Source organism: Undibacterium sp. 5I1 (genome assembly GCF_034314085.1).
In the GTDB taxonomy this organism is placed as follows: domain Bacteria; phylum Pseudomonadota; class Gammaproteobacteria; order Burkholderiales; family Burkholderiaceae_D; genus Undibacterium.
Genome location: NZ_JAVIWI010000001.1, coordinates 3,552,788 through 3,570,807, shown reverse-complemented (window position 1 = coordinate 3,570,807; position 18,020 = coordinate 3,552,788). Strand labels below are relative to the sequence as shown.

The following is an 18,020-nucleotide window of genomic DNA, read 5'->3' as shown; positions in this document are numbered from 1 at the left end:
GATTTTTATAAAAATATATGGGGAGTATGTATAAAATTAACGATTTGGTCACGGCTAAAATACCAAAAATATTCTGTATGTGGGTTGTCAACAATGAGTTTGCATAAGGTCAAATAAAGTCAAATTAGTTTGAATAAAGTAAGACATTGGCGAATAGCTTAGTATGATTCATTACAGAATTTAGTTTCCACGATCTGACGAATAATTACTGTAATAAGACACCTGGATTTGTAATTGAAATGACAGCGCTTCACAAATTTCTGCCAATCAGTTTGCTGCTTTGCGCATGCGTGTTGCCACTATCTGCTTTGGCAGTAGTGACCAGAGTGATCTATCCTTTAGGTGAAGTTCAAAACGATACGCGCTACAAAGATGTTATAGAAATGCTGTGCACGTCGCTGGAAAAAACCAAAGCCCAATTTGGTGACTATGAGTGTAAACCCAGCGCGGCGATCATGCCAAAAAAGCGTTTTTTACAGGAGTTGGAACAGATCAATCATGATATCAACGTGATCTGGAACCCAACTTCTGAAGAGTTAGAACAGCGTTTTTCTGCGATTCATATCTCTTTACGCAAAGACTTGCTTGGCTACAGAGTGGCACTGATTCATAAAGATAACCAACATAAAATCGATCAGATCAAAACCTTAAACGACCTGAGAACAATCAGCTTTGGTCAAGGAGTCGGGTGGTCCGATAACGCAATATACGAGTTTCATGGCATCCAGGTGGTGCAGGCGCAATACAGTCAATTGTTTAAAATGTTGGACGCCAATCGCTTTCTTTTTTTCCCACGTGGCGTGGGGGAGATTCTGTCAGAGTACGACAATAACATCAAAGATAATCCCAATCTGGCGATCGAAAAAAACCTACTGATTTACTATCCTTTCCCTTATTATTTCTTTTTCAACCGTAATGACAAAGCGATAAAAGACAGAGTCGAAATCGGTTTACGGTTGATGCAAAAAGATGGCAGTTTTGATGCTATTTTTAATAAATACCATCAAGTTGCGATAGAAAAACTGAATCTAAAAAATCGTCGGATTATCCGTTTAGAAAATCCCTTCCTACCTAAAAATACACCAATGGACGCCGCTACTTTATGGTCGCCGTCGATAAAATAAGTACAGATCAGCGTTGCAATCCGCTAGCAGTAAGACGTCCGTAAACTAGGGAGGTCTTCATTTTTTTGACTCTAAAATTGCGTCATCACAGCGCTCGCGCTAAGGATGCTCGCTCATATAAATCACGCGTGGACATGACGACGTTGCCGATATTTGAGGGCACAAAAAGGACACCGTAATTGACCAGCGTTTGCAGGAAATTTCAATCAGATCGGGTGTGTCGCCCATCCCGATTGTGCAGGTAGATTGCAATGCTGCATCTAGTGACTTTGCTTGAAAATAACCATAGGTACTGATTTTTTGTATCGCCTCATAAGCGACTTTAGGTGCTACCGTGCCCGGGCGAATAATTAACTCACGAATCGGGTCTCGATTATTGAGGATGACTATGGTTTCTAGCTCGGCACGACCGCAACTCCATTGGGTATTTTCCCGCGCACATTGCGCCACGTAGTACATGGGTTTGCCATTTAATTGCGCATGCGGACGACATTTAACATCAGCAAAATTCGCCTGACGGGCATTGGCGTCAAAGGCTTGCGCGTCAATCTCAGCCACCGCGACGCCAAACTTTTGTCCACAAACTATTTGCTCTAACAACAGACGGTCATGATTATTGAGTTTGACTGGGAAAGTTTGAGCAGCAGTTTGAGCAGTAGTTTGTGATCTGCTCACCGCCCTCGCAGAAGACGAACTAGATAACAGCGCCAGTAATAACAGTAATGACAGCAAAAATAATAAAGCTGAATAGTGGTGCCTGAGCTGATGCCTGAATAGTCGTTTCATTCTTAATTCCAACGGATCAGTTGTTTAGAAAAGTTTGTAAAAAATATCGTTAAAGCTTTGTACATCTTAAATTGCTACGCAAAATTATTTTAACAATCGCGTAGTTTTTGATCAGTCTAACGAACCTGCTATAGACTGACGATCCATTTAGTTAAAAAGAGTGTACAGAAAATCGTAGATTACTATGCTTGCTAAACTTTCTTTCCGCCAACTGCTACTTGCTGGTTTTCTTTTTATCGCAATCTTGCTTAGCGGTACCTCGGTGCATGCGTTATTGACGCTGGAGCGACTGACCAAGCAAAGCCGTGCAGTTGCACATCAGGCGGTTAACTTAACCGAAGAGTCCCAACGTCTGACCGAGCGCACGGTGGCGATGGAGCGTAGCGCACGTCAATATTTGGTATTGGATGACGTGACATTTCGTGATATTTACGATGACGCGGTGCAAGAGGCAAAAGCATCCTTGCAAGTGTTGGCGCAAGCAATCCCTGACCTCCCGCCAAAACAATTAGAGGACTGGAATACGCAGACCGATATTGCTAGAAAAGTCTTACAGGAAGGTCGTGTGACGAACAAGGCGACGCTCCATAAAAATCAACAAGCCTTATATCAAAGCTTTGTGCGTTTGCCTGAAATCAATGATCAGATAGTGCTCGCCAGCAAGCGTGAGATTGAACGCCGTAACGACCAATCGCTGACAGAGTTAGAGCGCCAACGGCGTTTGCTGACAGCCTTGGTGTCGGGCGCGATGATCATGGCGATTGTGTTAGCGCTGACTTTTGGTCTCTGGCTTGCGCGCCCTTTGGCGCAAATCGAGTTAGTGATTGGTCGTTTGGGAGAAAATAAATTTGATCAGGAAATCGCCGTGAGCGGGCCTGCCGATTTGCGCCGCTTAGGTAAGCAACTAGATTGGCTGCGTCGTCGTCTGGCTGATCTGGAGGCCGACAAAGCCCGCTTCTTACGCCACATCTCGCATGAGTTAAAAACTCCGCTGGCGGCGTTGCGCGAAGGAGTCGCTTTATTGGAGGACGGCGTGGCAGGTACGCTGAGCGATAATCAGCGCGAGATTGCCCGTATATTGCGTCAGAACACGGCTTCTTTACAAACCCAGATCGAAGATTTGCTGCGCTATAATGCCGCCGCTTTTGATGCGCAACATTTACATAAAACTCCGGTAGATCTGATGCAGTTGCTCAGCACCGTCATTGACGGTCAGCGTTTGCAATGGCAGGCGCGCGGTTTGACTGTTGAACTGAAAACACAATTAGCTGCTGAACGGCAAACAGACTTGCGCCAGTTGCTCAGTAATACGCCAAGTCGCCTGCTGACCATCAACGCAGATGCAGAAAAACTCGGTGTCGTGCTCGCCAACCTGCTGTCTAATGCAGTGCGCTTTAGTCCTGATGGTGGCGTGATTGACTTCATCCTTACCCAAGCCGATGGCTACGTCAGTATCGACTGTATTGATCAGGGAGCTGGCGTGGCGGCAGACGATGCGGCGCGTATCTTCGAGCCGTTTTATCAAGGTGCACGCCAGCCCGCTGGTGCCCGTAGCGGTAACGGCATTGGCCTCTCTATCGTGAGCGAATATATCGCTGCCCACGGTGGAAAAATACAACTGCACCCTACAGTTTCAGGTGCACATTTTCGGATTGAATTACCTTATGAACGCTAGAGCTAAGTTAAATTTTTTATGTGGTACCGGCTTACGCAGTGTGCTTCTTTGCGCGCTACTAAGCACACTATTAGGCACATTACTCAGTGCCTGCAAAATTGCACCGCAACAGACCGACCCTAACCTGGCGTCAGCGACACCGGTGACCGTCGTGGTGCCGCCGCAAGCGGTGATTGCCAGTGATAACGAGGATCTTTTAGCCTACTTTCAGCGAGCACGCTTATTGCCATCGACCGAATTACCCAAGATGCTGGCAGACCTGAATGGTTTAGAAAAAGGCATAGAAAAAAAAGCACGCCATGATGTGCAGCGCGCGATACTGCTGGGATTTATCCGTGGCAGCGGCGATCTGATGCGCGCGCAAGCCTTGTTAGATGGCATAGTGAAATCGACTGACGCCGATGCAGAACATATTAAGCCGCTAGCGTATTTTTTATCCACCAATTACGCAGAATGGCGACGCTTGGATGAGGCGCTTGATAAGCAAACGCAACAGCTAAAAGAAAGCCAGCGCCGCGCCGATCAGCTTAGTCAAAAGTTAGAAGATTTAAAAGCCATAGAGCGCCAGTTACCGACCCGACCAAGGAGCGCCGTAGTTGCTCCTGCTACTAGTGATAACAAGCAGTAGAGCGCGTGTAGTTCTAGTGAAGGATACGATAGTACGCGATCAATATTGCGATCAAGCTAAAAAATAAAGTAGTGACGAAGATGAAGCCAAAAACTGAACAAGCGCAATTACTATTGGTCGATGATGACCCCGATTTGTTAACCTTGATTTCCATGCGCCTAACCGCCGCAGGTTATCGTGTGACCGCGGTCAGCAGCGCAGAGGCTGCACTCGCCAGATTATCGATAGAGTTGCCATCGCTGGTCATCACCGATGTCCGTTTGCCGGGGCGCGACGGGATGGCGTTGTTCGACGCGATCCGCAGCCAGTACGCCGCCTTGCCGGTCATTTTGTTGACTGCCCACGGTACGATTCCGGATGCGGTAGAAGCCACAGCGCGTGGTGCCTATGCCTACCTGACTAAGCCTTTTGATGGCAATGTCTTGCTAGAAAAAATCGCCCACGCCTTGAGCCTTAGTGGCTCCAGTGCCGACCCCGCCAGCAAAGACGAGGCGTGGCGTGAAGAACTCATCAGCCGCAGCCAGCGCATGGCAGAGCTACTGGCAGAAGCCAAGCTGGTCGCCAGCACCGATGCCAGCGTGTTGATCCAAGGCGAGAGCGGTACCGGTAAAGAATTATTAGCCCGCGCTATCCACCGCGCCAGCAACCGTGCCAAAGCGCCTTTTATCGCAGTCAATTGCGGCGCCATTCCTGAACAATTGCTGGAGTCAGAATTGTTCGGCCATGTCAAAGGCTCCTTCACTGGCGCGGTCGCCAATCGCCATGGTTTATTCCAGGCAGCGCATGGCGGTACTTTATTTTTGGATGAGATCGGCGACATGCCGCTGTTGTTGCAAGTCAAACTGCTGCGCGTACTACAAGAGCGTACCGTCCGCCAGGTCGGTTCTGATCAGGCGATTCCGGTAGATGTGCGGGTTTTGTCCGCCACCCATCGCGATCTTGATGTCGCTATGAAAGAAGGTCAGTTCCGCGAAGATTTGTACTACCGTCTTAACGTCGTCACGCTAGCGTTGCCATCACTGGCAGAACGGCGCGAAGATATCGCTCTGCTCGCCAACCACTTCCGTCAGGCGCTAGCTGACAAATACGACAAGCAGATCAACGGATTCGCTCCCGACGCGCTGGCAGCGCTGATGTCCGCACCGTGGCCTGGCAACGTGCGGCAATTGCATAACGTGGTCGAGCAGGTATGCGCACTGGCTACTGCACCGCTGATCCCGCTGACCTTGGTACAACGGGCTTTGCGCGTACCGTCGCTAGAGGCGCTCAGCTACACCGATGCCAAACAAAAATTTGAGCGCGATTACCTGATCCAGTTACTCAAACTGACTGACGGCAACGTGTCCGATGCCGCCAGACTGGCGGATCGCAACCGCACCGAATTCTATCGATTGCTACAAAAACACGAGCTGACACCCAGCCTGTTCAGGGCAGACGGCGATCCTGTCGCTGATGAGCGACAGGATTAAATCGTTTAAAATCAACTGCTTACGAAATCACACCTTTTGCCTGTCGCTATATCCCGACACATTTACGGTAAAAAACCAGTATTTTCATTCGGCTTACAGGCAAAAAATTACCTAAGTGCTTGAATTAATGTAGGTTTTTAATAGCTGGCACAGCATGTGCAATACACCAGTCAGTAGCGCCACAAACATGTGAGACGTTGCCTTTAAACCTCATTAAAAAGGATTTATCATGCAAAATCGTTCATTTATCACTTCCCTCATCGCTGCTTCCGTATTGTCTATGACTGCAGCATCCTCTTTCGCCGCTGATACCGTAGTAGCGCAAGCCGATAAGCCAACCATGACCGAAAAAGCGGGCGTCGCCGTTGATGATTCAATGATCACCGCCAAAGTAAAAAGCGCTCTGGTTGCTGATAAAGAAGTGTCCGCATTGAAAATCAATGTCACCACCAAACAAGGTGTCGTGATCCTGACAGGCGCAGTACCAAGCGTTGCAGCAAGTGATCGCGTACTGAAAATGGTCGCCAGCATTGAGGGTGTGAAAGACATCCAAAACCAGCTGCAAGTATCCCAAGGCTAAGCTAGGGCTAACGCAGATTCTAAGCGACGTCTGACCATGTCTTAAGTCGATAACCTATGCAAGCTCCCCCTTGCCTGGATAGGTTCTGTTGATCAGGTCAGAAATGGTTAGAGTGAGTTAGAAGCAGAGTTATTAGTAGAGAATTGGAAACGGCATTATCAAGAGATAGTGCCGTTTTCTTTTTGTTGGCCCTAGTAGTTAAATATTAATACTCCTAATGGGTATAGTTTAGTTGTCCACGTAATATTTGGACGATAAGGCAATTTAGAAAAAAATAATGGGGAGTATATTGATTATGGTGTATTTTAATTTAAATAATCTGTAAAAATTTCTATTAATAATCGGCGAGTTTAAATCTAATACCAAAGCCAATAAGTCCCACACAGACGGACTTATGATTACCCTCACAAGCCCCGGTCAATCAACTGCAATTGTTGTCGATAAGCTCGCTTCAATCGATACACCTGCGCAGGCCGATGCGCGCCTGCTGCTTCAAATTTCCCTGCGACCTCTTCTAGCATATCCATTTCTGTGATTTTTCTGCGGAAGCTGACTTTGTTCATTGTTTCTCCCATCAGTGCCTCATATACGCGTTGCAGTTGAGGCAGGGTGAACAGGTCGCCTGCTAAATAGCATGGCAGTGATGAGTATTGGCTTTTGCTACGTACGCGGGCGACGGCGGTGTCTACAATCGCTTTATGATCAAACGGTAGAGTAGTCTGGCGATCAACGCTGACTAATTGCACATTGGGATGTCCGGCGCTTTGGATGATGTCGGACGATACCAGCGCGTAATAGCTGACGGACACAGACCAGCCTCTGGGGTCGCGTGCGTTGCCGGAGAACGTGGCTAACTGCTCTAAATACGGCGCCTCAATACCGGTCTTGGTTTTTAAAACGCGTAGTGCGGCATCGCGTGCATCGCTATCGGTTTGCTGATGAATATAGCCACCAGGGAGCGCTAGCGCGTTTTTAAACGGATTGGCATCGCGTTTTAATAAGGCGACTTTTAATCCGTCGTCTTGCAGTGTCAATAAAACGATATCAACGGTACAAATAATTTGTTCCATCGGAGTCTTTGCTATCGGTGTTGAGATCAAATACAGCTAATTTATTCTTCTTAGATACATTTTGCAACTAATTTAATTGATGTACTTGGTGAAATTTTATATTTAAAAAAGAAGAATTTAGAAATAAATTTCTACTTAGTTGCAAAATGGTTTTATCTATCCTAGAATAGAATCACCTGATTAAAAAAAGGAAAGACGTCATGAAAAGCCAATTGCATCTTCTCATCATTGACCCACAAAACGATTTTTGTGATTTGCCAGAAAACCACCTGACAAGCAATCCGCAAGACGGACAATTGGTGCAGCCAGCACTGCCAGTGCCGGGCGCGCATGCGGATATGTTGCGTGTCAGTGAACTGATTCAACTCGCTGGCAAGGGATTGACTGCGATTAGCATTACGCTGGATTCTCACCACCGCTACGACATCGCTCATCCGACTTTTTGGTTTGATGCCGCGGGTAAGTCAGTTACACCGTTTACGCAAATTTCATCCGCCGATGTCCGTGCCGGAAAATATCTACCACGCGATCCAAGTGCAATGCCAAGAGCGCTGGCTTACATAGAGGCGCTGGAAGTGGCGGGACGCTATCAGCTGATGATCTGGCCAGTACATTGCGAGATCGGGTCTTGGGGGCAAAATGTGCACAGCGATATCCTGGCTGCCTACAATTTTTGGGAAGACGCTACTAACGGCGTGGTGAGCAAACTGAACAAAGGGTCTAATCCATGGACGGAGCATTACTCCGCCGTGATGGCAGAAGTGCCGGATGCCGCTGATCCAGATACTCAGTTAAATCATGCATTTATCGCCAGCTTAGCCAGCGCCGACCGTGTGTATATTACTGGCGAGGCGGGCAGCCATTGCGTCAGGGCGACCACCGAGCATATTGTGGAAAATATGAAACCCGAAGATCTATCCAAATTAGTTTTATTGACCGACTGCATGAGTCCGGTAACAGGCTTTACCGCACAATATGACGCCTTTATCCGCGACATGGCAGCGCGCGGTGTACAGATTGCAAAATCGGGCGATGTGTTAGCTGAGCTGATTGCCAATCAAAGTCGCTAAGGCAGATCAACACAATAAAAATGAGACCAGAGAAGAAGAATATGAAGCCCATCGTCACCAGTTTGTTAGAAACCGATTTATATAAATTTACGATGTGGCAGTCTTTGTTGCATAGCCACCCCAATGCGCAGACGGAGTACGCCTTTGTTTGCCGCAATACCCCAGCCTATCCTTTGTCTGAATTAAAGGCGGATGTAGACAGAGAACTGGATCATCTATGCGCGCTGCATTTTGCAGAAGACGAGTTAGATTATTTGCGCTCACTGCGCTTCATCAAAAGTGATTTCACTGACTTTTTGACGGTATTTCACTTTCAAAGAAAATTCATCAAAGTCACGACCAATGGTGACACCTTAGAGATCGTCGCAACCGGTCCGCAAGTACATGTGATGGGCTTTGAAATCTATGTACTGCATATCGTCAATGAATTGTATTTCCGCCGTTTGCAAACAGAAACCAGTCTGCAAGAAGGCCGTGATCGTTTGGCTAAAAAAATCGCTTTAGTCAGAACATTTGCTCAGGAAGCGACACGAGCAAATCCGTTTGAATTTTTTGATTTTGGATTGCGCCGCCGTTTTTCTGGTGAATGGCATGATGAAGTCGTCGCTACGCTGAAGCGTGAATTACCTGACTATTTTAAAGGTACCTCTAATGTGTATCTTGCAAAAAAACATAAGCTAGTTCCGATAGGCACAATGGCGCATGAGTACCTACAATCGTATCAATCCTTTGGCGTTCGCCTGCGTGATTTCCAGAAAGCAGCCTTAGAAGATTGGGTGCAAGAATATCGCGGTGATCTTGGTACGGCACTCACCGATGTTGTGGGCATGGATGCGTTTTTGGCGGACTTTGATCTCTACTTTGCCAAGCTGTTTGATGGCTTGCGACACGATTCCGGTGATCCGATTATCTGGGGTGAAAAAGCGCTTGCGCACTATGCCAAGCTGCGGGTGGATGCGCATACCAAGCGCCTGGTATTTTCTGACGGACTGGATTTCGATAAAGCTTTTTCCTTATACCGCCACTTTGCCGACCGCACCATGACAGGCTTTGGCATCGGCACCAATCTCACCAACGACACGGGCATCAAAGCGCTCAATATTGTGATGAAGCTCAAAACTTGTAACGGCCAACCGGTTGCGAAGTTGTCCGATTCCGCTGGAAAAACCCTCTGTACCGACGAGACCTTTTTGGCCTATTTGCGTCAGGTATTTAATCATCCCGTCATTTGATGTAGCGAATATAAAATCATGTTATCCATCGCCATTGCACAATTGAATTACACAGTGGGTGACTTCGCTGGCAACACTGCCGCGATCATCCAGTCGATGAACAAAGCTAACGCGCTTAAAGCGGATATTGCGGTATTTTCTGAGTTATGTATCTGCGGCTATTATCCCGGCGATTTGCTGGAAGACAGCCGGTTTTTATCGCAATTGGATGCCGCTTTGTCGAGCATTCTTGCTGCCTCAAAACAATCACCGTCTATGGTCACTGTGATCGGGACTGCCAGGCGTAATGCAGGCATAGGCAAGCCAATACATAACGCCTTACTCGCGATCAAAGATGGTGTCATCGTTGCTGAGTATTACAAACAGCTGTTACCTACTTACGGTATTTTTGACGAGCGTCGTCACTTTGAGCCAGGCTCGGAAGGAGCTTGCTTGCTAAAAGTGGCAGGTCAAAAAATTGGCTTCATGGTGTGTGAAGACGGTTGGAATGATGCAGGCCGCGATTACCAGATCAATCCATTCACCGCATTGAGTGCAGCCCAGCCCGATTTGATTATCAGCATCAACGCCAGCCCATCCGACATAGGCAAGCGGCGGCAACGTCATGCCATGTTTAGTAAGGCATCCAACCATCACCAATTGCCGCTGTTATATGTCAACCAGATTGGCGGACAAGACCAATTGGTGTTCGACGGCGCCTCGTTTGCGGTCTCGCCTGCGCAGGGTATTGCGTATGAGGCAGCCCGTTTTGAAGAAGACTTCAATCTCATAGGATTTAACGCAGGACAGTTTTTATCCGTCGATGGCAGTGCATTGCCAAAACCCGATAGCGAGGGATTGTCCGTCACCGAATTTACCAGAAGGCAAATTGTGCTCGGTCTGCAAGATTACGCCCGTCGCTGCGGCTTTACTCAAGTCGTAGTCGGCTCCTCAGGCGGTATCGATTCTGCATTGACGTTAGCACTCGCCGCAGAAGCCTTAGGTGCTGAGAATGTGATCGCGATCACGATGCCATCGGCATACTCTAGCGATGGCTCAATCGCAGATTCAGTCAAGTTATGCAACAATTTAAACGTGACTTTATTCACGCATCCGATTTTGGATTTGGTCAAACAATATAGCCATGGATTTAGCGCCGCATTTGCCGCGCCGCTAATAGGTTTGCCATTAGAAAATCTACAAGCACGGATACGCGGCACTATCCTCATGGAATACTCCAACACCTACGGAGCCTTACTACTTACCACCGGTAATAAGAGCGAAATCTCGGTCGGCTATTGCACCCTGTATGGTGACACCAACGGTGGATTAGGCTTGATTGGCGATCTGTATAAAACTGAGGTGTACGCCTTATCACGCCACATCAATCAACATGCCGCGCGCGAGATTATTCCCGAGGATGTACTAACTAAACCGCCTTCTGCCGAGCTGGCACCAGATCAACTCGATACAGATAGCCTGCCACCTTACGACGAGCTCGATGAGATGCTGAAATGGCATATCGAAGGCAAGCGGTTACCCTCCGATGAATTTGCAAAGGCCAGCGCTTTTGTCGAACAATTAGTGAGTACCGAGAAAGGTGAAAGTAGCTTGAAGCGCATACTAGGCATGGTCGCCCGCAACGAATACAAACGTCGTCAGGCACCACCAATTATTCGCGTCCGCTCTCGTGCCTTTGGTAGCGGACGCCAGATGCCAATCGCTGCTAAATATTTGAATTGACCAATATGACCAATATAACTTCAGCTAACAACTTTGATGTCGCCGTTCTAATTGGCCGCTTTCAGCCATTTCATCACGGGCACGCACAACTTTTGCAGCGGGCATTAGACACTGCACCTCAGGTTGTGATTGTGCTCGGATCATCTTTCCATGCGCGCAGCACAAAAAATCCTTTTACCTGGCAAGAGCGCGCCAGCATGATCTGCGCTTGTTTGGCGGAGGCGGATAAAGAGCGTATTCGGTTTGTCGCGGTGCGTGATTATTACGATGATGTTCGCTGGGCCCAAGCAGTTCAGGAAAAAGTACATGCGCTGATGCCGGAGGCAAAGCAAGTCGCTTTGATTGGTCACTTTAAAGATGCTTCAAGCTATTACCTTAATCGGTTCCCGCGCTGGCAACTGATCGAGGCGGATCAAACTATTGCAGTGGACGGACCACTGGATGCGACGCTGATACGCCGGGTATTATTTGAGAGTGAAGACATTAATGTATCGCTCGATGTGATTGATCAGTTTTTGCCAAAGGTGATACGGCACTACATTAAAGCCTGGGTGATTTATCCGCACTTCGCTGATCTGGTCGAAGAACATCAGCAATTGGATAAATACAAAGCCGCCTGGAAAGCGGCGCCTTATGCTCCGATCTTCTCAACCGTGGACGCAATCGTCAAAGCTGCGGAGCATATTTTGCTGGTGCAGCGTGGTGGCTTTCCGGGGAAAGGTTTGTGGGCGCTGCCAGGAGGATTTCTGGAACAGGATGAGCGCTTGCTGCAAGGTGCTATCCGTGAATTGACAGAAGAAACCAATCTCGCCGTTTTAGATTCCACTTTAGAAAACGCGCTGGTCGATGTCGAAGTCTTCGACCATCCCGGTCGCAGTCAGCGTGGCAGAACTATTACACATGCGCACTTCTTCGACCTGCAAACTGACCATCTGCCAGACATCGCCGCAGCGGACGACGCAGCGGCTGCCTCGTGGGTGCCGATATCTGCACTGGCTGCAATGGAAGAAGTTTTCTTTGATGATCACTTCCATATTCTGGATCATTTTTTGAACGTGACTGCCGATTGATTGGCACATCCTCTCGCAAATAAAGTTTAGCCAAGTTTACACCGGTTACATCAGAGTTTTCATAGGAAGTTTAAATATACTCCATTTATGTATATTTAAACTGTCTATATAATCATTGGACGCAAAGCGATATTTTGCAAAAATAATGGGGAGTATATTAATTTATCGTTTTCACTCTGGTCGCCATCACTTGTTAGCGCAACCCATAAATACGACCTGCATTTTTCTCATCGCAGACAGATAATCATACGCCTGGCGCGTCAGGCTTGATCCGATGCGCGTGAATGCAGCTCACGCAATTGGACGGGGTCATCGTAATGGTGATGGAATCCATCGCGCAAATCTTGGCGCATTAAAAGGATCATGCGCTTAGCCGTCTTGTCATCAATTGTGATTTTGATTGCTTCCTCGCATCGCTTTTTTAATACCGGGATGTCGCTGCCTACAGGCGCAATCCGATTGCCATATTTTTTTCCAATTAAGTCGGGTGGCAAATCCATGGGATGCTTCGGTTTTTGCTCAAAAGCTAAGTACTAAACGATACGCATCAGAGCCTTCGATCGGCTAGGTGTCTGGCAGTTCCTAGTCGGTATTGATTTTATGCCTCTGTTCGCAGATGGGTAATAAGCGCTCCAACTTATATTGCTTCGCCATATGTGTATTACCGACCCGTACCAGATTAGCGATCAGTTCGCTAAGCGATGCGTGACCAATAGTTGACGATTCTCTTTCCATCCCGCCCCCAGTAACCATCAGCACCGTGCAGCAGTGCTTCAAGCGCCGATGCGTTTTCCATACCGTTGCCAGCGTGTGCGTGGAATAACACTTTTTGGTTGGCATCTAACAGTGCTTTCATTGACACGACTACGGCTGCGATTTGGAAAGGGAAAAAACTACCGCGCCCGTCTTCAAACGATACGCCGTCTACACCATCTTTCGCCAGTTGTTCCAACACATCACAAGCCCAACTGCGGTCAATAAAAAAGGTATCGATTAAATCCAGTATGTTTACATAAATCCGGCAGGGTTTGCCATGATCGCCTCTGACATTAGCGTGCAGCCATTGAATACAGGCGCACAGCGACGCCAGCACTTGCTTTGTATCACCTTTGGGGAGCAGCGAAATTTCGTGCACTGTATTGGGAATACGATATGCGACCAGCTTCTCCATACTAAGATGCGGCGTGAATTGACTACCGTTCATACGACCTACTCCAGTCAACGCAAAACAACCCGTCATATCGTATTTTGTTTCCAGCAAATACTGACAAAAATCGTCCTCGACCTGAGGGTAATGTGGCAACTGATAATTGAGCGTCGCAATGATTTTATCCTTGACGCCAAACTCGTCGACCAAAGGTAGCAGCGCCTGTTTGTTTGCCAAGGTATGCACGATCGCCGCACCAAAGCACGGCTCAAGCAGCGACACATCGATCAGCATGGGATTTATTCCGCACAAATAACGTTGTTTAGCTTCTGATAACGCAAACAGTTTTTCGACTTCTGGGCGACCTTGGGGTGCGGATAAAGTTGACATAGTCGTTCTTTCAAAACGATACACATCGGGTTGATGAAGATACGTTCATCCAGGTGCGTCAAGACGACTTTATTTGACATGAAAAAATGAGCCATACCAGACGGATTACTTCATAGAAATAATTTTGGATTAGCGCTACCGCTGTGTGAAAGTGCGGCAATTTTATCTAGGCCGCCATGTAGTTAACTGACGAGGCCATATTTTATGACGTGTCGATTCTACCTCTAACTATCAACGACATTCGTAGAGAAATTCAATAAAAGAATAGTCGTTTTAAGACTGTTGCAAAGAAGTTGCATCTGATACCGAACTGATCCTAACGTGATACCAGCTAGCACTGTTGATACGCAAATAGCGCAACGATACTGTGACCAACGTTTGCGTAAAGCTAGTGGCTTAAGCAGCGCAATCAAAGACCAGCTCAACCGATGAAGACTTTTTTTAAAATAAGAAATTGACGGTAAAAAATACAAATATTGTGTAGCGATCGGCTGTGAAGAGTTGATTTTATTTTTCTAAATAATGGGAGAAAAACATGTAGCACGCAGTTCAATCCAGATTTTCCATTAAACCGCATGCCGTATGTATTTTTTGCGATGTGGTAGTGGTCTAATAAAAACTCTGGGTTTAAATAAACTGAGATTTAAAAATCACCACCTTGTAAGCCCAATATACATCAGGGTTTGCAGGTAGATGCTGCCAGCAACCGCAGAATGATTGGGCACTGGCAGGGTGCGTTTTTCTTTAGCGATCAACACAAACGGATTATTCCAGCGAATGCTGGAATTTAGTCTTGTATCAGGCAATTGTACTGATCGGCGTTCTAGTGGATAATTCAAGCCTATGAACGATACTACGACACCCCCAAATTTGCCTGATCGACTCTCAGTTGATCCCCGCAGTCCTTACCACATCGCCGCCGTATTCGAGCACGAAGTCGGTATCAAGCTCAACGACAAAGAACGACTTGACGTTGAAGAATATTGCATCAGCGAAGGCTGGATAAAAGTCGCGGCGGGTAAAGCCGTGGATCGCAAGGGCAAGCCATTAATGATTAAAGTAAAAGGCAAAGTTGAGGCGTTTTATCGCTGATTCTGATGTTCTGGTTGGCGCTGATGGCATGGCAAAGCTGAATTAAAAATACAAAATTACTATTAAAAATGGGGCGACATCGACGTGATTCGATGTCGCCCCAATTAGTTTTGACGCATGAATTGTGCAGACATCGCTAAATCGTTTTTGGCAATGGTAGAACCTAGCGTTAACTCCAGACAGTGCTGGATTGTTGCTAAGCCTCCTGTTGGGAGTCACAAGCTAGGTGTTGTTTGCTGGCAGTGGCAAATCATGCAAATCAGGCAAATTACGCAGATTACGCAGGTCACGCAGGCGCTGGTGCAAGTCATCATCCCAGTTCAGCTTTTGCTGCTGCTTGGCGCGCAGGTAGTGTTCGGTAAATACATCCAGATAGGCTTCTAAAGTCTGCGCGGCCAAGGTCTCGCCAGCCAGAGTCAGGCATAAAGCTGCGACCTCGCATGTACACAAATGATCTTCTTGCTGGGCGCGGCGCAGGCGGTATCGCGATACTTGTTCAGGCATCAGACTTAGTACCGGAAAATGATTCAGGTAGGGACTTTTTTTAAAAATCTTGCGGGCTTCTTGCCAAGTCGCGTCTAATAGAATAAACAGCGGACGCTTGCTCGCCGGGCTTACATCTTTGGTATCGGATTGCTCTGCCGGTAAATGCGTGATCACCCGTTCCGGCGCGACAAACTCGCCGGGGAATACTACATACGGCTGCCATTGCGGATCAGCCAGCACTGCCAGCAGCGCAGGATCTACTGTAGTGCGCGCCCAGCCAAACGCCATCGTATCCGGCACCACATCGGCAATTAGCCAGCCTGTGTTGCTAGGTTTCAGCGTCTCGTGCTCGGCCATGATCAGGCAGACTCCGGCACGCGTAGCTACCACCGGACGCAAGGCGCACAGGCAATGACTCAGGATCAGACGACATCCGCCACAACGCTCGCCATGCGGACCGCCACGAGCAAGAAACGGTCGCGTACTACGCTCCAGACGCGAGGAGCGCAGGCGGGATACAGCGTGAGGGAAGGGGGGGGAGTGGGGTTGGGTCATGGGAGAATCAAGAGCAATGCCAGAATCAAAAGCTAAATTGATCTGGCACAGCAAGAGCACTGGCCAAATCCCAGCATTCTAAAGCAATCAAGCTGAAGACCGATTTACCTACCAATTCATCAAGCAACTTAGCAATCAATTCAGTCAGCGCTATTACTGATTACTAACCCCGAAAAACACCACCGAAAAATAGTCCTTTGAAGCGCTTCCGAAAAATCACAATCGTGCCAGTGAGTAGTAACACGATAAAATTAAAACTCAAAATCTTGGTACCACCAAGATCAACATAAGGCACTGCGTTAGACTGCATAGTCGCTGCGTTCAAACCGCGATCATAGGTCGCACCGATGACTTGCTCTTGGTTATTGATGGCATTGGTAAGGTATAAGCCTTTACCGCTCGGGTGCAGCAGCATTTTGTTATCCCGCCAGACGAAGGAGATACGGTGGTCGCCAAAACGGTCGTTGATAATATCAACACCTCCGACGACGTGACCAGCATTGTTGATGCCAGTAGCGAAGCTATCGCCACGACCGATGATCGCACCCAAGTCTGTCATGCGCTTGCCGTCGTAGACAAAGGCATGCAAGCTGCGATCCTTCATCTCTGATGTGCCGACGACAACGCCCTTATCATTGATCGCAGTCGCCACACTAAAGCGACCACCAAGAGTGCCAAGATCGATCATGCCGCGTGCGGCGTCATACAAAAAAGCATGGCGCGAGCCATCGTCAGTCATTGCTGTGCCAACCACTTGCCCCACGCTGTTGATGGCGCTGGCGGCACTGACCTTACCGCCTAAAGTACCCAGATCCTTGAGCGGCTCGCCGCGCTGGTACAAGAAAGCATGCCAGTCGCCATTAGCCGTATCAGCAAAGCCTACGACCGCACCAGCATTGTTTAACGCCATACCGTGGCTGCTAGGGCCACCCAGAGTACCTAATTCTTGTATGCCATCGGCACGGCTGTAAAGGAAGGCGGTCCAAGTCCCGTCTTTTTTGTCGGATGACCCAACCACCTGGCCTTTGTCATTGATGCGCTTTGCCTCGCTCTCTGTCCCACCAGGCGATTCAAGCTTGATCAACTGTCCTTTATCAAAAAAAGCGGCATGCCGGCCACCTTTCTCATCCTCAATCACCGCCGCGACCTGACCAGCAGCATTCATATCATATGCAATCGACCCACCCTGCTTAGGCGGCACAATCCCAAGCGACTGAGTAATTGCAGAGGCTTCACCACCTGCCAAAGCCAGCAGAAAAAAAGAATAACGCAGAATATGACGCATACAAGAATCCTTTCAGGTGGGAGTTTCACAAACAGAAAAGTCGTGGATAAATGTACATCAATAATGTGCGCTGCTAGTGCGAAATTGTTATGGTTTGTGGCTAAATTGGGAATTGCTAGAGGAGGTATTTAAAGTGTGTTGGGCGTAGAAAACCTTGTCATTTAGTTTGATATTCAACTCGTAGAATTCGATTGTTGTTACATAAGTTTGACTTAGAGCAGTACTTTGTTCGCCACCATTTTTTTACTATTTTGGTGAGATTGCCGAAATAGTTGTCAATTACTTGCGAGGGTTGCTTGCTCGTTGATTTCATAAAGAGTTTTTATGTGACTCATAGTCCGTAGACCTATAAGTCACATCGACGCATGATTGTCGAATCAAGATACTTAGGCGGGCGCATGCTTAATCCACAATTGCAAGAGTTTGGTCTTCATCTCAAAAAGCTACGTCTAGCGCGTGGACTGAGTCAGGAACAACTGGGCTTGATTGCGGAATTGGATCGCACCTACATCAGCGGGATCGAACGCGGTGTGCGTAATGTGAGCTTGGCGAATATATTCAAAATTGCAAAAGCCTTAGACGTCGATTCAGCGGAATTATTTGCTAGCAAACGTTAACAAAATTTCCGTTTATCGCATT

The 18,020-nt window shown here is 47.7% G+C and carries 18 protein-coding genes; 11 read left to right on the top strand and 7 right to left on the bottom strand.

All coding sequences use genetic code 11. The features are described from left to right. The first annotated feature begins 239 nt into the window (after positions 1 to 239). A complete protein-coding gene (locus RGU72_RS15590; RefSeq protein WP_322120601.1) occupies positions 240 to 1,124 on the top strand; it encodes a transporter substrate-binding domain-containing protein in 885 nt (294 codons plus the stop codon). A gap of 99 nt (positions 1,125 to 1,223) precedes the next feature. On the opposite strand, the gene RGU72_RS15585 is transcribed toward RGU72_RS15590, so the two are convergent. Further along, positions 1,224 to 1,910, bottom strand: a complete 687-nt coding sequence (locus tag RGU72_RS15585) for a hypothetical protein (protein ID WP_322120600.1) — start codon at positions 1,908 to 1,910, stop codon at positions 1,224 to 1,226. Positions 1,911 to 2,094: 184 nt separating this feature from the next. On the opposite strand from RGU72_RS15585, the gene RGU72_RS15580 reads away from it, so the two are divergent. The 4 genes from RGU72_RS15580 to RGU72_RS15565 all read left to right on the top strand — a co-directional run bounded on the left by RGU72_RS15580 (position 2,095) and on the right by RGU72_RS15565 (position 6,262). Next, complete coding sequence (locus RGU72_RS15580; RefSeq protein ID WP_322120599.1) at positions 2,095 to 3,585, top strand: HAMP domain-containing sensor histidine kinase; 1,491 nt, start codon at positions 2,095 to 2,097, stop codon at positions 3,583 to 3,585. Next, positions 3,575 to 4,213, top strand: a complete 639-nt coding sequence (locus RGU72_RS15575) for a hypothetical protein (protein WP_322120598.1) — start codon at positions 3,575 to 3,577, stop codon at positions 4,211 to 4,213. Before RGU72_RS15580 ends, RGU72_RS15575 begins: the two co-directional genes overlap by 11 nt. Positions 4,214 to 4,293: 80 nt before the next feature. Beyond that, on the top strand, positions 4,294 to 5,682 hold the full coding sequence (locus tag RGU72_RS15570; protein WP_322120597.1) for a sigma 54-interacting transcriptional regulator: 1,389 nt from the start codon (positions 4,294 to 4,296) through the stop codon (positions 5,680 to 5,682). A gap of 229 nt (positions 5,683 to 5,911) precedes the next feature. After that, entirely contained in the window at positions 5,912 to 6,262 is a 351-nt protein-coding gene (locus RGU72_RS15565; RefSeq protein ID WP_322120596.1) for a BON domain-containing protein, read from the top strand. A gap of 404 nt (positions 6,263 to 6,666) precedes the next feature. On the opposite strand, the gene RGU72_RS15560 is transcribed toward RGU72_RS15565, so the two are convergent. Then, positions 6,667 to 7,332: an NUDIX hydrolase gene (locus tag RGU72_RS15560; protein WP_322120595.1), complete on the bottom strand. Its 666-nt coding sequence runs from the start codon at positions 7,330 to 7,332 to the stop codon at positions 6,667 to 6,669. 200 nt (positions 7,333 to 7,532) lie between these two features. On the opposite strand from RGU72_RS15560, the gene RGU72_RS15555 reads away from it, so the two are divergent. From RGU72_RS15555 to RGU72_RS15540, 4 genes are read left to right on the top strand one after another with little or no spacing between them, the layout of a single operon-like run. Beyond that, positions 7,533 to 8,402, top strand: coding sequence for a cysteine hydrolase (locus tag RGU72_RS15555; protein ID WP_322120594.1), 870 nt, complete (start codon positions 7,533 to 7,535; stop codon positions 8,400 to 8,402). Positions 8,403 to 8,443: 41 nt separating this feature from the next. Next, positions 8,444 to 9,634 carry a nicotinate phosphoribosyltransferase gene (pncB, locus tag RGU72_RS15550; RefSeq protein ID WP_322120593.1) on the top strand — a complete coding sequence of 397 codons (1,191 nt, stop codon included), beginning with the start codon at positions 8,444 to 8,446 and terminating at the stop codon, positions 9,632 to 9,634. 18 nt (positions 9,635 to 9,652) lie between these two features. Then, a complete protein-coding gene (locus RGU72_RS15545; protein WP_322120592.1) occupies positions 9,653 to 11,356 on the top strand; it encodes an NAD+ synthase in 1,704 nt (567 codons plus the stop codon). A gap of 5 nt (positions 11,357 to 11,361) precedes the next feature. Further along, positions 11,362 to 12,426: a bifunctional nicotinamide-nucleotide adenylyltransferase/Nudix hydroxylase gene (locus RGU72_RS15540; protein ID WP_322120591.1), complete on the top strand. Its 1,065-nt coding sequence runs from the start codon at positions 11,362 to 11,364 to the stop codon at positions 12,424 to 12,426. A gap of 260 nt (positions 12,427 to 12,686) precedes the next feature. Here the strand turns inward: RGU72_RS15540 and RGU72_RS15535 are convergent, their stop codons facing one another. From RGU72_RS15535 to RGU72_RS15525, 3 genes are all read right to left on the bottom strand, one after another. Then, positions 12,687 to 12,926 carry a hypothetical protein gene (locus RGU72_RS15535; RefSeq protein WP_322120590.1) on the bottom strand — a complete coding sequence of 80 codons (240 nt, stop codon included), beginning with the start codon at positions 12,924 to 12,926 and terminating at the stop codon, positions 12,687 to 12,689. Positions 12,927 to 13,120: 194 nt separating this feature from the next. Further along, on the bottom strand, positions 13,121 to 13,963 hold the full coding sequence (locus RGU72_RS15530; protein WP_322120589.1) for a hypothetical protein: 843 nt from the start codon (positions 13,961 to 13,963) through the stop codon (positions 13,121 to 13,123). Positions 13,964 to 14,613: 650 nt separating this feature from the next. Next, a complete protein-coding gene (locus RGU72_RS15525) occupies positions 14,614 to 14,769 on the bottom strand; it encodes a hypothetical protein (protein WP_322120588.1) in 156 nt (51 codons plus the stop codon). Positions 14,770 to 14,806: 37 nt separating this feature from the next. Between RGU72_RS15525 and RGU72_RS15520 the strand changes: the two genes are divergently transcribed. Next, entirely contained in the window at positions 14,807 to 15,055 is a 249-nt protein-coding gene (locus RGU72_RS15520) for a DUF3297 family protein (protein ID WP_322120587.1), read from the top strand. A gap of 222 nt (positions 15,056 to 15,277) precedes the next feature. Here the strand turns inward: RGU72_RS15520 and RGU72_RS15515 are convergent, their stop codons facing one another. Both RGU72_RS15515 and RGU72_RS15510 read right to left on the bottom strand, forming a co-directional pair. Next, positions 15,278 to 16,096 (bottom strand): tRNA-uridine aminocarboxypropyltransferase, encoded by an 819-nt coding sequence (locus tag RGU72_RS15515; RefSeq protein WP_322120586.1) that lies wholly within the window; start codon positions 16,094 to 16,096, stop codon positions 15,278 to 15,280. 163 nt (positions 16,097 to 16,259) lie between these two features. After that, entirely contained in the window at positions 16,260 to 17,381 is a 1,122-nt protein-coding gene (locus RGU72_RS15510) for an HAF repeat-containing protein (RefSeq protein WP_322120585.1), read from the bottom strand. 398 nt (positions 17,382 to 17,779) lie between these two features. On the opposite strand from RGU72_RS15510, the gene RGU72_RS15505 reads away from it, so the two are divergent. Continuing rightward, on the top strand, positions 17,780 to 17,998 hold the full coding sequence (locus tag RGU72_RS15505; protein ID WP_322120584.1) for a helix-turn-helix transcriptional regulator: 219 nt from the start codon (positions 17,780 to 17,782) through the stop codon (positions 17,996 to 17,998). Positions 17,999 to 18,020: the final 22 nt, after the last annotated feature.